Source organism: Paenibacillus sp. Y412MC10 (assembly GCF_000024685.1).
Lineage (GTDB): Bacteria > Bacillota > Bacilli > Paenibacillales > Paenibacillaceae > Paenibacillus_AQ > Paenibacillus_AQ lautus_A.
This window is the reverse complement of the sequence record NC_013406.1, coordinates 6,291,420-6,306,338: the sequence shown is the minus strand read 5'-3', so window position 1 is coordinate 6,306,338 and position 14,919 is coordinate 6,291,420. Positions and strand designations below refer to the sequence as shown.

Annotated in this window: 10 protein-coding genes; 7 read left to right on the top strand and 3 right to left on the bottom strand. The window is 52.3% G+C overall.

The annotated features are described in order from the left end of the window. Positions 1-168: 168 nt before the first annotated feature. A complete protein-coding gene (locus GYMC10_RS27840) occupies positions 169-789 on the bottom strand; it encodes a hypothetical protein (RefSeq protein ID WP_009590113.1) in 621 nt (206 codons plus the stop codon). A 307-nt stretch (positions 790-1,096) separates the two neighbouring features. Here GYMC10_RS27840 and GYMC10_RS27835 point away from each other — a divergent pair, with 307 nt between their 5' ends. Both GYMC10_RS27835 and GYMC10_RS27830 read left to right on the top strand, forming a co-directional pair. Continuing rightward, positions 1,097-2,170, top strand: coding sequence for an ATP-binding protein (locus GYMC10_RS27835; protein WP_015737539.1), 1,074 nt, complete (start codon positions 1,097-1,099; stop codon positions 2,168-2,170). A 61-nt stretch (positions 2,171-2,231) separates the two neighbouring features. After that, positions 2,232-3,455 carry an MFS transporter gene (locus tag GYMC10_RS27830; protein ID WP_015737538.1) on the top strand — a complete coding sequence of 408 codons (1,224 nt, stop codon included), beginning with the start codon at positions 2,232-2,234 and terminating at the stop codon, positions 3,453-3,455. Positions 3,456-3,614: 159 nt separating this feature from the next. On the opposite strand, the gene rnjA is transcribed toward GYMC10_RS27830, so the two are convergent. Next, a complete protein-coding gene (rnjA, locus tag GYMC10_RS27825; protein ID WP_015737537.1) occupies positions 3,615-5,333 on the bottom strand; it encodes a ribonuclease J1 in 1,719 nt (572 codons plus the stop codon). A gap of 183 nt (positions 5,334-5,516) precedes the next feature. Here rnjA and GYMC10_RS27820 point away from each other — a divergent pair, with 183 nt between their 5' ends. Further along, the gene (locus GYMC10_RS27820) at positions 5,517-6,269 is read left to right on the top strand and encodes a YqcI/YcgG family protein (RefSeq protein ID WP_015737536.1); all 753 of its coding nucleotides are present in this window, start codon (positions 5,517-5,519) and stop codon (positions 6,267-6,269) included. Positions 6,270-6,591: 322 nt separating this feature from the next. Beyond that, positions 6,592-7,995 carry a glycosyl hydrolase family 18 protein gene (locus GYMC10_RS27815; RefSeq protein ID WP_015737535.1) on the top strand — a complete coding sequence of 468 codons (1,404 nt, stop codon included), beginning with the start codon at positions 6,592-6,594 and terminating at the stop codon, positions 7,993-7,995. Here GYMC10_RS27815 and GYMC10_RS27810 read toward each other — a convergent pair. Then, the gene (locus GYMC10_RS27810; RefSeq protein ID WP_015737534.1) at positions 7,990-8,868 is read right to left on the bottom strand and encodes a helix-turn-helix transcriptional regulator; all 879 of its coding nucleotides are present in this window, start codon (positions 8,866-8,868) and stop codon (positions 7,990-7,992) included. The two genes, GYMC10_RS27815 and GYMC10_RS27810, sit on opposite strands and share 6 nt — an antisense overlap. Positions 8,869-9,040: 172 nt before the next feature. On the opposite strand from GYMC10_RS27810, the gene yicI reads away from it, so the two are divergent. The 3 genes from yicI to GYMC10_RS27795 all read left to right on the top strand — a co-directional run bounded on the left by yicI (position 9,041) and on the right by GYMC10_RS27795 (position 14,919). After that, positions 9,041-11,368: an alpha-xylosidase gene (yicI, locus tag GYMC10_RS27805; protein WP_015737533.1), complete on the top strand. Its 2,328-nt coding sequence runs from the start codon at positions 9,041-9,043 to the stop codon at positions 11,366-11,368. A gap of 211 nt (positions 11,369-11,579) precedes the next feature. Then, positions 11,580-13,388, top strand: a complete 1,809-nt coding sequence (locus tag GYMC10_RS27800) for a sensor histidine kinase (RefSeq protein WP_015737532.1) — start codon at positions 11,580-11,582, stop codon at positions 13,386-13,388. Next, the gene (locus tag GYMC10_RS27795) at positions 13,363-14,919 is read left to right on the top strand and encodes a response regulator transcription factor (RefSeq protein ID WP_015737531.1); all 1,557 of its coding nucleotides are present in this window, start codon (positions 13,363-13,365) and stop codon (positions 14,917-14,919) included. The genes GYMC10_RS27800 and GYMC10_RS27795 overlap by 26 nt, the downstream gene beginning before the upstream one ends.

Here is a 14,919-nt window from a genome sequence, read left to right as displayed (position 1 = left end):
CATATAAAATAACCCCACAAAGTGGAGCCTATGCTTCGATGCTTATTCCAAATACTTTGCGGGGACCCCAAAAAACTTATTTAAAAAAAGCAGCCGGGTGCGAGCCCGGCTGCTTTTTTCCAAGGTATCAGAGAAACATATTTATATCATAGCTACATATTCTCGGTATTAACCCGTTTTTCCGATTCTGAAGAACTTGCCTCGGCCTTTCGTGGTCACAGGAACAAACGTCGGCGACGGGGACAACGGGGCTGGCATATCTTGAGCAAGATAACCGTGGAGAGGCCCGCGATAGACTTCATTCAACTGGGGGGAGTGGGAGAAATCTTCCGGCGTTACAAGATGACAAGGCTTGTTCACAGGCCGCAGGCCTGCTTGCTCCAGCACCGTCGCGACAAAGTGGGAGCAGAAAAAAGCATCATCACGATCGATATGAATCCGAAACAATATACCCAGCAGCCCTAGCAGATTATATTTGTAGCGGTCCTGATCACGCATCATCTCTTTGACAAGATTGTGCATGCGCTGATAGTCTTCATTACTGACGCGGAAGCGATATACCGCGCACTCCGAAGTGTAGAAGAAAGGGTCACGCAGGTTCTCGCGAACCAAACCGCCGTCAAACGGATTGTTCGCCTTCTTTCGCCCAAAGCTGTACACTTCGCGTAACTCGGAATCAAACGCTATGGATGCATGGTTAAGTGGGGCCTTCGTGAAATATTGGATCATTCTGCTGAACCAGGTGCCCGTGCCTGTAAGCACAATCCAAATATCTTGTTCCGTGTACATACTCGCAAACTCCTTTGTTAACGATCCTAACGACTAGCAATTGTAAATGACTTGCTTTCTTTCACAATAAACGAAAAAGCCATGGCGTTCAAGTCAAAAAAAACCATTTTCTCTCAATTTCACTAGAATAGCGCTGGGATAGACACCAAATATTAGAAACCTCATATCCAATATATTCGCTTCATGTCCGAATTATCCTTTGGATTGTTTTATTTATATTCCATATAGGCTAAAGGAGAAGCAATCCCATATCTAGAAATTAGGTAAAACCGATTTGAACAATGAAAGACAGGAGGATCTCCAAACGATGATGAATAGTGAATGTCTCAGCTATGATTTTATGGTTCAGGCGATAGAAGTTGCGCCGATAGGAACGGTATTCATCGATTCAGAGGGGAGCATTATCCGAATCAATCCGGCCGCTTGCACGATGCTCGGATATGAGGAGGACGAATGTCTGCATCATCCCTATAACGATTGGGTTTATCCGGAGGACGTAAATAAGGACAGGGAAATGATGGAAAAATTTAAAACGGGCCGGATCTCTTCCTTGCAAATGGAAAAGAGATTGATACATAAACAGGGAGATATCAGGTGGGTATCGTGCAGGCTTAGCACAGCCCGCAGCAGAGAGGGAAGGGCGCTGGGCTATGTAGCGCATTTGACGGATATCACCGACATGAAGAGAGCGGCCGATCAGGAAGAGAAGCGGCTGATCCAGTCCGACAAGCTGTCCATGGCCGGGCAGCTTGCCGCAGGAATCGCCCATGAAATCCGAAACCCGATGACGTCCATCAAAGGGTTCGTGCAGCTGATTCGCTCCGGCGCCGGACGGAAGGATGAATATTTCGATATTATCTCTTCGGAGATTGAAAGGATCGAACTGATCGTCAGTGAGCTTCTGTTCTTGGCGAAGCCGCAAAGCGTGAAATTCGAGCGTGCCGATATCCGGCAGCTGCTGGAACAAGTGATTACGTTATTAAATACGCAGGCGATTATACATAACGTAGAGATCATAACCGATTTTGGAGAGCAAGAGGCCAATGTGGACGGTGACGTGAACCATCTGAAGCAGGTCTTCATCAACTTTATAAAAAATGCGGTGGAATCGATGCCGGACGGCGGCGAGTTGACCATACGACTGGAGAGAGGTAGCGACGAGACCGTGGCCATCCATTTCACGGATAACGGATGCGGAATCCCGGAATCGATCCTATCCCGTCTCGGGGAACCGTTCTTCACAACGAAGGAGAAGGGCAACGGCTTAGGGTTCATGATCAGCAAAAAAATGATCGAGGATCACAGAGGGCAGGTGTATGTGACCAGCAAGCTTCAGGAGGGAACGACCATAACGGTCATGTTACCGCTAAGCATAATCTAGCTTGACCGGACGTATGGTTCGCTCTACATTATAGAAAGATATAGGAGAGGGGGCGGTTAAAATGGGCAACATGCAATTGTTAAAAGAGCCCAAACGGCGCAAGCTGCTGTTCAGCGCGGGTGCCAGCTGGATGTTCGATGCGATGGATGTCGGCATGATTTCGTTTGTTGTTGCGGCGTTGGCAGCAGAATGGTCGCTAAGCTCGCAGCAGGTCGGCATTCTGACAAGCACCACATCGATCGGAATGGTATTCGGCGCGGCCATGGCCGGATTTCTGGCGGATAAATATGGACGGAAAAATATTCTGCTGTGGACACTGCTCATATTCTCGATAGCGAGCGGGCTTTCCGCTCTGGCTACCGGTTTTGTCATGCTGTGCTTGATGCGCTTTATCGCCGGATTCGGACTTGGCGGAGAGCTTCCGGTAGCTTCAACGCTGGTATCCGAAAGCATGCCCGTTCATGAACGGGGAAGAGCGGTGGTGCTGCTGGAAAGCTTTTGGGCGGCAGGCTGGATACTATCCGCGCTTATTGCTTACTTCGTCATTCCGGATTACGGCTGGCGGACAGCCTTTGTCATCGGGGCTTTGCCCGCGTTCTATGCTCTCTACCTGCGGCGAGCCATCGAGGATTCGCCAAGGTATATCGAGCAGAAGGCCAAGGCCGTCCGGAAGCTGACCTTCGGGCAGCGTGTGGCCTCGGTCTGGTCGGTCGAACATCGGCGTACGAGCATTATGCTGTGGATATTGTGGTTTACGGTCGTATTTTCATATTACGGGATGTTCCTGTGGCTTCCCACCGTCATGGTCGATAAAGGATTCAGCTTGGTTCGAAGCTTCCAGTACGTGCTGATTATGACGCTTGCCCAATTGCCGGGGTATTTCACGGCGGCGTATTTTATCGAGAAGTTCGGACGTAAGTTCGTGTTGGTTACTTATTTGGTGCTTACGGCGCTGAGCGCAATTTGGTTTGGCTACGCCAATACGGAAGGCTCGCTGCTCGCCGCAGGCATATCCTTGTCCTTCTTCAATCTGGGAGCATGGGGAGGCTTGTATGCGTACAGTCCGGAGCTTTATCCGACGAAGGTTCGTTCAACGGGGGTCGGGCTTGCCACATCGTTCGGTCGGATCGGCGGCGTGATCGCGCCGCTGCTCGTCGGCGTGCTGAAGCAGAATGGTACCCGCATCGAAATCATTTTCGTGATGTTTTTCGTAACCATCCTGATCGGGGCGCTGGGGGTACTGGTGCTTGGCAAGGAAACGAAAGGCCTGGAGCTTGCAGACTAAAGCAGGCCCGTGCTTTATGGCTTGATTTACAGGAAGGGCGATAGGCTTCGAAATTCATGCTTTCTAATATGACTAAAAAAGGGTGGATCCCAAGGTTCAATGACTTTGGGTCCACCCTTATTTTAGTGTACAGCGTCAAGCGTCAGCGAGATCGAAGCATTATACCTCCATGATGGAAGGCATAATGTACGGGCTTCTGCCAAGCTCCCGCTTGAAATAGCGGTTGAGCGTGTTGTTGGTCATCTGCTCCCAGGCAGCACGATTGTATTCCCGCTGTTCGCCGGCTTTGTTCAGCTGTTTGCGGAGCATCGCTTCGGCCCGGCGCAGAAGCGGCTTGGAGTCCTGCATATACACGAACCCGCGGGTAATCAGCTCCGGTCCGGAGAGCAGCTTGCGCGTTTCCCGGTTGATGGTAATCGCGACGATCACCACGCCATCGTGAGCGAGCTGAACGCGTTCCTCAAGCAGCTCCTTCTCATGGGTGCGCAGTTCACCATTGTTAATATAGACGTCACCCGAAGGGATGTTCCGGCCTTTGCGCGCATAATTGCGGAAAAGGGACAGCGTGTTGCCGATGTTCATCAAGTAGACGTTGCTGTCGGGAACCCCGACCTGCACGGCAAGATGACGGTGATTGAGCATCATCCGGTATTCTCCGTGAATCGGCACAAAGTATTTGGGACGCAAGCTGCTGATCATGAGCTTCAAATCTTCGCGGCAGCCGTGGCCCGAGGTGTGGATATCGAGAATGGAGCCGTATTTAACTTCGGCCCCGGCCCGCATTAAGAGATCGATGCTGCGGTTAACGTTCTGGGTGTTTCCGGGAATCGGCGATGACGAGAAAATGACGGTGTCCTCCGGATGAATCTGGATCGAACGATGGGCACCCGAAGCGATGCGCGTCAGCGCCGCATTAGGTTCGCCCTGACTGCCCGTGCAAATAATCAGCACCTGGTCGTCGCGATAGCGGTTAACGGCTTTGACGTCAATCATCATGCCGTCCGGCACGCGAATATAACCAAGCTCCTGGCCGATCACAAACACCTTTTCCATGCTGCGGCCGACGATGGCGATTTTGCGGCCGGTTCGAATGGCGGCTTCGACCACCTGCTGCAGACGATGAACGTTGGATGCAAAGGTCGCAAACAGGATCCGCCCGGGACACTCCTGGAACAGGCGCAGAATGGAATCGCCGACGGTGCGCTCCGAAGGGGTAAAGCCGTCGCGTTCGCTATTGGTGCTGTCGGCCATCAGGGCCAGGACGCCCCGTCCGCCGATATGCAGAATTTTGTGCAGATTGGCAGGCTTGTCCTCCGGCGTAAAATCAAATTTAAAGTCCCCGGTATGTACGATCGGTCCGTACGGAGTTTCGACAACGACCCCGAAGGCATCCGGAATGCTGTGGGTGGTTCTGAAAAAATGAACGGAAAGATGACGGAATGCAATCGTCTCGTCTTCATGGAATATGCGCAGATCACTCTGATCCAGCAGGCGATGCTCTTCCAGCTTCGCACGAACCAGGCCGATGGTCAGGGCTCCGCCATAGATCGGCATCTGAATTTGACGAAGCACGTAAGGAATAGCCCCGATATGGTCTTCATGGCCATGGGTCAGGAACATACCCTTTACTTTGTGCTTATTATCGAGCAAGTAACGGATATCCGGAATAATGTAATCGACGCCGCTCATTTCGGCATCCGGGAATTTCAGTCCGGCATCGATGATAATGATCTCGTTTTTGAATTCGACGCCGTACATGTTCTTTCCGATCTCGCCAAGCCCCCCCAGCGCAAAGATGCGCACGGGAGGAGCGGACGGCCTCGGTTTTTTGGCGGGTTTGGCAGTTTGAATCTTATCGGTTAGCAGGGGTTTAGACATAATGTGAAAGAATCCTCTCTATGGTAATTAAGGCATAAGCCTGGTATTTTAATTTCTTCTCTACTTAAGATATCAGAAAGTTCAAGCTTTTGGGAAACGCTTTTCAAAATTCATGTGCATTTCGTCCGTGACAGTCACCTATTTTTACCCACTCTTATATGCTGTAGAAGAGGAGGACTGGTGATGAGCGGTTTAATGAGGTTGGACGATATGGATGCAGCCTATGGATTGCCGGAGGAATGGCAGCGGGAAGCGAACGTTAAGCTGACTGAGAAAATGACGGATCGTTCCGCCAAATTCCCCTGCATTCCGGCAGTGCAAGGACATGCGCTGAATCATTTTAGATACGGTTTTATCAACCGCGGCGAATCGCAGGAGGCGGCGGGGCAATTGGCCGCACTGCTGCATGAGTTCGGGCTCGGCTCCAGGGGCTTCGGCCCGTATACTTCCCTTGTCGTATTTATAAATACGGAACATGGCCGAGATAGCCTCGAGGGCGTGGAGTATTATGAGCGTTTGTTCTGGCAGCTGCTGAGCCGGACCACCGAATACGATACGGAGCCTTGGCCGGCGGACCTGCCGGGGGAACCAGACGATCATCTGTGGGAATTTTGTTATGCAGGCGAGCCTTATTTCGTATATTGCGGAACGCCGGCACATGAGCTTCGCCAGAGCAGGTATTTCCCCTACATGATGCTTGCTTTTACGCCTCGTTGGGTTCTGAAGCAGTTCAATGCCCGGGCCAGGCAAGCTGAACATACCAAAGTGCTGATACGCAAGCGGTTGACCGAATATGATCCAGTCCCCCCGCACCCGGACTTGAAGTTCTACGGGGCGGAGGACAATTATGAATGGAAGCAATATTTCCTGCGGGATAACGAGGAGTCTCTGTCGAAATGTCCGTTTGCAAGGCTGCACAAAGAGACTCATAAATAGAAAAATAACATGCTTCTATCATCATACCCTAAATTGGAGTAAGGGTTAACAGGCATTCCATTTCAAAAGCTGCCACTTATGCGATCATCCGCAGGGTGTCGGCTTTTTTTTGCGAAGATGCGCTGCTGTGACAAGGTATAGGATTTTGCCCCTGAATTAGTAAATCTTATCCTTGTTGTACAAAAAATGACCAAGTTACACTTAAAGTGTTTCATTCGATTTCATCCCAATGCGTCAGGAGGTGTATAAGGTACGGAGCTTTCACCAGATTTGAAAACGCTTTAATGAGCCGAATACCCATGGAGAAGGAGTTGTTTAATGAATGACAAGGCTGTCCAGAACGATGAAAGGATGGATTCTCGGACTTATCGCCGTACTGGTGTTCAGTGTCTTTCCTACGTCCCAGGTTCAAGCCGCCGAGGCCTGCGCTGAGCCTGCTTGGAGCAGTTCTGCCGTATATGGCGGGGGCAATATCGTATCCCACGGAGGTAAGGCCTGGAAAGCAAAATGGTGGACTCAGGGTGAGATGCCCGGAACGACGGGACAGTGGGGAGTATGGGAGGATCTGGGAGCGTGCAATCCAGGGACACCACCGGTAGATCCCCCGGTGGATCCGCCAGTAGACCCGCCGGTAGATCCTCCGGGGACTGGTGATCGGATGTACGTCGCTTACGCCAGCTCATGGAACACCAGTATCTACGATTTGACGACTGCGAACATTCCCAATTACATCACGCATCTCAATCTAGCATTCGTAAGGCCGGACACCACGTATACGCAAGGGTCGTATGCGTTTGATCAAGCCGTAGCGGGCTTGGAATTCGTGGAAGGAGCCACGACGCCGAATGGGCAGCGTAAATTTACGGCCCAGCAGTCGCAGGATCTGCGCAACAACATCGCCGCACTGAGAGCCCGCGGAACGAAAGCGTTCCTCTCGGTAGGAGGCTGGTCGTACAGCCAAGGATCGCAGTGGTCCAGATTCAATGCCAAGAACATCGTCGATTTGGCCCTGGATCTTGGCGCAGCCGGCGTCGACATTGACTGGGAATCCAGCGGCAGCAACTGCAACAAAGGAACGGCTGCCCAGTTCAGCTGTACCAAGGATGGCGAGATCGCAGGCATTATAACGAGCCTCTACAATGAAATCCAAGCCAGGAACGCGAATTTACAGATTTCCATCGCCGGCTGGTCCACGGGCGCCTATTATGTGAAGGGGACGCCGTTTGAGGAAGGCAAGGTCCAATGGGGTTCTCCTTTTGGCGGTACCATGTACCGCGTGGTTAAGGATCATGGCAGCAAGATCGACTTTATCAATCTGATGTCCTACGACGGCGGTATTTACTACGACCCGCGCGAAGGTTATGAATCCTACAAGGCGATATACAACGGACCCATCAATATGGGCATGCAGATTGCGCCGGAGGGATCCGGCGGGGCCGTCCTGCAGTTGAATGCCGCACCGGGAACGGTATACGATGCCGATATGATGAACGGCCAGAATAACATCGCGACGGCATATTATAATGTAGAAACGATGGTAAACTACATCAAGAATAAGGGAAGAGCGAACGACGGATTCATGCTGTGGCAGCTCTGGAAACAGCGGGTTCATCAGCCAGCCCCGTCAGGCGCGGCGAACGAGAACAGCGCCGGCCAATACGTATGCCGGAACCTGCCGCTCCAAGGGGACTGCAATCAGGTCATACCAAGCCTGCCGAAATTATAATTTCTTCCGATATTCAGAAGGCGTGCAGTTCATGATTTTGCGGAATACCCGAACAAAATAACTGATGTGTCCAAATCCGACATCGAGTGCGATGTCGGATATTTTATTGTCCGGCGAACGAAGGAGCTCGGCCGCCTGGCGAACGCGATAGGAATTCATATAGTCGACGGGCGTTTGCCCGGTCATGGATTTGAAGAAGCGGCAGAATTGGCCTTCGCTCATCGGAATCAGGTCAGCCAGCTCACTTAGACGAATAGGACGATGGTAATGACTCTGGATGTAGAGAATGACCTTCTTTAAGCGTTCCGTTCTCGTCATGTCCGCCGCTTCGCTCCGGCTGCGGTTGGCAAGCCTGCCGGAGGATGCGGCCTGAAACAGCATGAGAAACAGATGCCCCTTAATGGCAGCCTCATATCCAGCCGGTTTGTGCTTGGACAGCAGCATCATTTCTTTTATATGCTCGAGCAGGCGCTCATCGGTCCCGGAGGTCATCCGTCTTGGAAAGGCGGCTCTCCGCTCCTGGAAGGGAACGATCATCCCTTCCTGCACAAGATCATAGCTGCTGCTGGCGAGCATGCCGACATCGAACACCATGGCGCAGAAGCTGCACCCTTCATTGCCTTGGGCGTGGCCAGTATGCAGATCTCCCCCATCGATAAATATCGCCTCGCCCGCACGGACGGGGATATATTCCGAATCGATCTGAAACAGCACCTCGCCTTCCATCACGTAAAAAATCTCCGCTTCCTTATGCCAATGGGAGTCTACCACATGGGCGCCGGGGGCAAATTGATACCAATAGGCACCGAATGGGAAACGCTCATTCCCGTGGACGGTGCTTTCTTTTAACGACTGGCGGAAGGATTGATCCATGATGTACCTCCTTGGGATGTGAAATGTCCCTGAACACTGCTTTCTGATATCAAAATTGTGCTATAAAACAATCGGATATTGTTAGAATAGGTAAAAACGGATCAGTATAATGATATTATAACGCTTACATCTGAAAGTTCAATTTTAAAAATATAGAAGGGCGGAAGTAACGATGAAATTTACAGACGGCAACTGGCTAATCCGGGAAGGATATTCCGTTTCGGGAGCGGTTCAGGCCTATGATTTTGCGGTAAAAGGAGATACGTTGACGGCTTATGCTTCCACGGCACCGATTCCGGGCAGAGGAGCGACCATCAATGCGCAGCTGATCACCGTGCAGTTTCATTCCCCGGCACCCGGCGTCATCGGCGTGAAGCTGGTTCACTATGCGGGCGTAAGAGATCGTGGACCTGCATTCGAATTGTACAAACAGGAGGGTGACCATACGGTCATCGAAGAGAACGATCAACAGGCTGTTCTTCGGAGCGGCAATCTGAGCGTCGTGATCAAGAAAGGCCCGGAATGGTCGGTCCACTTCTATAGAGGAGAAGAGCGCATCACCGGCAGCAGAGCCAAATCCATGGCGCATATCGTGGAGGACGGCGGACAGACCTACATGCGCGAAGAGCTCGATCTTGGCGTGGGCGAGTGGGTGTACGGCCTTGGCGAGCGATTCACTTCGTTTGTGAAGAACGGCCAGGTTGTGGATATTTGGAATCAGGATGGCGGCACAAGCTCCGAGCAAGCCTATAAAAATATTCCGTTCTACGTGACCAACAAAGGCTATGGCGTGTTTGTCAACCAGCCGGACCTCGTATCCTTTGAAGTAGCTTCAGAGAAGGTGAAGAAGGTTCAGTTCAGCGTGCCGGGCGAGTCGCTGGAGTATTTCGTGATTGACGGGCCCGACCCGAAAGGCGTTCTGGACAAATATACAAGCCTGACAGGCAAACCGGCGCTGCCGCCGGCTTGGACCTTCGGTTTGTGGCTATCGACCTCCTTTACGACCCAATATGACGAAGCGACCGTAAACTCCTTCGTGGACGGTATGCTGGAGCGCGACATTCCGCTGCAAGTGTTCCATTTTGACTGCTTCTGGATGAAGGGCCTCAACTGGACGGACTTCCAATGGGATGAAGAGGTATTCCCGGATCCTGAAGGCATGCTGAAGCGACTGAAAGAAAAAGGCTTGAAAATCTGCGTATGGATCAATCCGTATATCGCGCAGCGTTCGCGCCTCTTCGAGGAAGGCCGTGAGAAGGGCTATCTCGTGAAGAAAGCCAATGGCGATGTTTGGCAGTGGAATTTGTGGCAGCCGGGCATGGCGCTGGTGGACTTTACGAATCCGGATGCTTGCGAATGGTATGCAGGGTACCTGCGCGAGCTGGCTGATATGGGCGTGGACAGCTTCAAAACGGACTTCGGCGAGCGCATTCCGACGGACGTTGTGTATTTTGACGGCTCCGATCCTCATAAAATGCACAACTATTACACCCAGCTGTACAACAAAGTGGTCTTTGACGTGCTGGTCGAGAAATTCGGCAAGAATCAGGCGGCGGTATTCGCACGCTCCGCAACCGTTGGCGGACAGCAGTTCCCTGTTCACTGGGGCGGCGATTGTTATGCGGATTATGAATCGATGGCGGAGAGCCTGCGCGGCGGCTTGTCCCTCGGTCTCGGGGGCTTCGGCTTCTGGAGCCATGACATCGGCGGCTTCGAAAATACGGCTCCGGCGCATGTGTTCAAGCGCTGGCTGGCATTCGGCTTGCTGTCCAGCCACAGCCGTCTCCATGGCAGCAGCTCTTACAGGGTGCCATGGTCTTACGACGAAGAGGCCGTAGACGTTACGCGCTTCTTCACGAAGCTGAAGAGCCGTCTGATGCCGTATCTGTTCCATACCGCGGTACAGGCATCGGAGCAAGGCGTGCCGAGCATGCGCGCCATGTTCTTGGAATTCCCGGAGGATCCTGCAGTCGAAATGCTGGATCGTCAGTACATGCTGGGCGATTCCCTGCTCGTAGCACCGGTATTCAGCGAGAAAGGCGACGTGAAGTATTATCTGCCGAAGGGCCGCTGGACGCATCTGTTAACCGGAGAAACGGTGGATGGCGGAACCTGGCGCAAGGAAACGTACGGTTTCCTCGGACTGCCGTTGTTCGTACGCGGCAACTCGTTCCTCGCCTTGGGTGCGAGCGACGCCCTTCCGGAATATGACTATGCAGACGGAGTAGAGCTTGGCTTGTATGCATTGGAAGACGGCAGCGAAGCTTCCGCCATCGTTCGCAACATGAACGGAGAGAGCGAGCTGGTTGTACGGGCTGTGCGTGCAGGCAGCCGGATCCATTTTACGGTGGAAGGCAGCGGCAAGCCATTCTCGGTGAAGCTGCATGACACAGGAAACGTTTCTTCCGTGGAGGGCTCGGGAGTGAGCCTGCAGGAAGGAAAAATTCAAGTGGAAGCCGGTCAACAAGCAATGGCCTTCAGCGTTGCGCTCGAAGGATAAGCTCGGGTTCCCCCTGCTGTTAAGCGGGTAAAAACATAGTGAAGATGAGCCCGGACCAGCTTTGTGCTGGAGTCGGGCTTCTTCCATATTTTAGCTGGCCTTGAAAGGGAGGCTGTGCTGATATAATAGGCCTGAGGCAGGCTTTTTCGATGGAATGTAACCGTTTACTTTTACTTGCCGAAGATTAAAGGACAGGAGCGTCGACGGTCCGATGTTATCGAATTTCATTCAGCTTATAAATGACATGAAAATCCGCAATAAATTGATATTGTCATTTGTGGTCGTGGTCTTTGTACCGGTAGCCATCGTAGGGATATTCCTTACGGGAGAGCTCCGTAAATTTGCATTCGACAATGCGTTGGAACAAGCCTATCAGAACGTGGACCGGGTCAAGAAACGGTCGACCGAAGTCATCAACGTGGCGGATGATTTATCGTACCGCTTGTCCTACGACGAGCGTCTGAGGAATCTGGCCAACCGGCAATATGAAAGCGTATACGACGTGTTCGTGGCTTACAGGGAGTATCCCGATTTGCAGCAGGCGATACGGATGTACAAGGAAATATCGAATATCCGCTTCTACAGCGACAATCCGACCATGCTGAACAATTGGGAGTTCCTTTATCCCAAGGATGAAATCAGGAGTACGGAATGGTATCGGCGGGCGGAGGACGATATCGGGGTCATCTATTGGGACTACATTGAGGATGAGCGTGATCAGAAGGTGTACCTCAGCTTGATCAAGGGGGTTGATCTTGGAAGCAAGGACAACCGCGGCGTGCTGGTGATCAATGTCAACACCGGCATGCTCAATACAATCCTGAGCCAGGAAGCGTTCGACACGATTATCGTGGACAGCAGCAACAATATTGTTGCGGCTAACCGCCCGGAGCTGTACGGGAAAACGTTAGCCGAGATTGAAGATGCCAGCGGGGCCGTTTACCACGCGAGCGGCAGCTACGAGTCGGTCATCCATGACGAAGCCTCCAAGGTGCTGATCGAACCGCTGAATACGGAGTCCGGAGTGAACGGCTTGCGCATTATTTCGATATTCTCGATCGATAGCATCGTGGCGGATGCCAACCGGATCAGCAAGCTGGCGATGACCGTCATCATCATCAGCCTGCTGCTGGCTGTTCTTCTGATCTACAGCTTTTCTTCACTGATCTCGAACCGGCTGCTGCGTCTAAGCAAACATATTACGAAGGTAGGTACCGGTAATCTCGGCGTTGCCATGGAGATCGACGGCAAGGATGAGATCGGCCAGCTGTCCCGTCAATTCAACTCCATGGTGGGCAACGTTAACGACCTGATGAACGAAGTGCAGGAGTCCAACGAACAGAAGCGGTTAATGGAGCAGAAGCAAAACGAAATCAAGTTCAAAATGATGGCCAGCCAGATCAATCCGCATTTTCTCTTTAATGCGCTGGAGTCCATTCGCATGGAGGCCCATCTCAAGGGCGAGACCGAAATTGCCCGGATCGTGCGGCTGCTCGGCAAAATGATGCGGAGCAATCTGGAGGTGGGCAGCGGAAAAACCACAATCAAGGACGAAATCGAGATGGTACAGTGCTATCTCGACATTCAGAAGTTCCGCTATGAGGACCGCCTGAAATATGAACTTCAGGTGGACCCTGAAGCGAACCGGGTAAGAATCCCGCCCTTGATCATCCAGCCGCTTGTGGAGAATGCGGTCATACACGGGATGGATCACAAGGAAGAGGGAACCTCCATAAAGGTCAGGGTCACGGCCAGCGAAGGGAAGCTGCACGTCATGACCGAGGACAATGGTGCAGGCATATCCCTGGACAAATTGCAGATGATCTACGGCTATTTGAACGATACCGACGAGAAGGACGGCGGACGGATCGGGCTCCGTAACGTACATGTCCGTCTGCAGCTCACGTACGGCCCTGAAGCGGGTCTGATCATTTATAGCGAACCGGGCATAGGAACGCGTATTGAATTCAGTATTCCGACAGGAGGAGAGAGCGATGATGAAAGTGTTGATCGTGGATGACGAACCCAAACTGCGCGAAGGGCTGAAGAGCATTGTGCCATGGACCGAGCTTGGGTATCAGGTTGTTGATACCGCAGCGAACGGGAACGAAGCGCTGGAGAAGCACGGGAAGTACGACCCGGATTTGATGCTGATTGATATCCGGATGCCGGGAATGGACGGATTGCAGCTGATCGAAGCCATCCGAAACCTGGATGCCGAGATTCATCTGCTCATCCTGAGCGGATATGCCGATTTTGATTATGCCAAGCGGGCGATCTCCCACCGTGTGGACGGATACCTTTTAAAGCCGGTGGATGAGGACGAGCTGAGCAAGTATTTGCTTCAGATTAAAGAAGCCATCGAGCAGGAGCAGGAGAGGAAGGCACTGAACAGGGCAGCCTCCGAAATGAGCCGCGAGCAGTTCATTCAGACGTGGTTCAACCCGGAGAGCAAGCCCGATTCAGCCGCTTTGCGGCATATGGCCGAGCGGTCGGGACTGTTATGGAACCATTACCAAGTGCTGCTTTTTCATCATAACGGCAGCGATGAATCCGGTGAGGAAACCGACGACCGGTTGAAAAACCAGCTGATCGAAGCTTTTGAAGAGAACGGCCGCGGCGCGGTGTTTTCCTTGCATGGACAGCTCGGTATCCTAATGCCCACGCCTGTCTTGACGGCAGGTGGACGTAAGGAATTGCTGCAGTTGGTAGAGGAAGCCGCAAGCCGGGCCGGCACGGCGATAACGGCCTCTTTGGGACGTCAGGTCCACCGTCTGGAGGATGTAGCGGATTCGTACCGTTGTGCCAAAGAACGGATTCGCGAACGGTTCTTCTATGCTCCCGGGGAGATGCTGTTTCCTGAATCCGAGCGGTTTGCCGGCGGCAACACGGATGAAGAACGGCAGCCCTATGATCCGGAGCAGCTGATGGAACAGCTCTATTATGCGGTGGATGTGGGCAACGTGGAGGTGCAGCAGAAACTGCTGTATACGGCAGCCTCAGCCATGGTGAAGGAAGAATACACGGAGGAGAGGATGAAACGCGCCTTCGTGGAGCTCCTGACCGGGGTGCACAACAAACTGATGCAGCATCATACGGAGCTGCAGTCCCGCACGAAGGAATACTCGGATCGGATTGCGGCAATATTCCGACAGCGAACGGCCTATGATCTGTGCCGCCATTCGTCCCAATTCCTGGAGGAGCTGATCTGGCAGGCGGGCAATGGCGGACGGGATCAGGAGATGAAGCGGATCATGGATCTGATTCAGCGCAATTACAACGAGAACATTAAGCTGGAAACGCTGGCTTCGATATTTAATTACAACAGCGCTTACCTCGGAAAAATGTTCAAGAATACGACCGGGGAATATTTCAATACGTATCTCGATAAGGTCCGGATTGACAAAGCCAAAGATTTTTTGAAGCAGGGCATGAAGGTGTATCAGGTTGCGGAGAAGGTCGGTTATACGAACGTCGATTATTTTCATAGCAAATTCAAAAAATACGTCGGCACGTCTCCGTCCAATTTTCGCAAGGAGCTGGACCTGTAA

Excerpts from the sequence above, each read along its gene's own strand:
- GYMC10_RS27810 (WP_015737534.1), bottom strand. The coding sequence starts at position 8,868 with ATGGATCAATCCTTCCGCCAGTCGTTAAAAGAAAGCACCGTCCACGGG.
- GYMC10_RS27840 (WP_009590113.1), bottom strand. The coding sequence starts at position 789 with ATGTACACGGAACAAGATATTTGGATTGTGCTTACAGGCACGGGCACC.
- GYMC10_RS27815 (WP_015737535.1), top strand. The coding sequence starts at position 6,592 with ATGACAAGGCTGTCCAGAACGATGAAAGGATGGATTCTCGGACTTATC.
- GYMC10_RS27835 (WP_015737539.1), top strand. The coding sequence starts at position 1,097 with ATGATGAATAGTGAATGTCTCAGCTATGATTTTATGGTTCAGGCGATA.
- GYMC10_RS27830 (WP_015737538.1), top strand. The coding sequence starts at position 2,232 with ATGGGCAACATGCAATTGTTAAAAGAGCCCAAACGGCGCAAGCTGCTG.
- GYMC10_RS27800 (WP_015737532.1), top strand. The coding sequence starts at position 11,580 with ATGTTATCGAATTTCATTCAGCTTATAAATGACATGAAAATCCGCAAT.
- rnjA (WP_015737537.1), bottom strand. The coding sequence starts at position 5,333 with ATGTCTAAACCCCTGCTAACCGATAAGATTCAAACTGCCAAACCCGCC.
- GYMC10_RS27820 (WP_015737536.1), top strand. The coding sequence starts at position 5,517 with ATGAGCGGTTTAATGAGGTTGGACGATATGGATGCAGCCTATGGATTG.
- GYMC10_RS27795 (WP_015737531.1), top strand. The coding sequence starts at position 13,363 with ATGATGAAAGTGTTGATCGTGGATGACGAACCCAAACTGCGCGAAGGG.
- yicI (WP_015737533.1), top strand. The coding sequence starts at position 9,041 with ATGAAATTTACAGACGGCAACTGGCTAATCCGGGAAGGATATTCCGTT.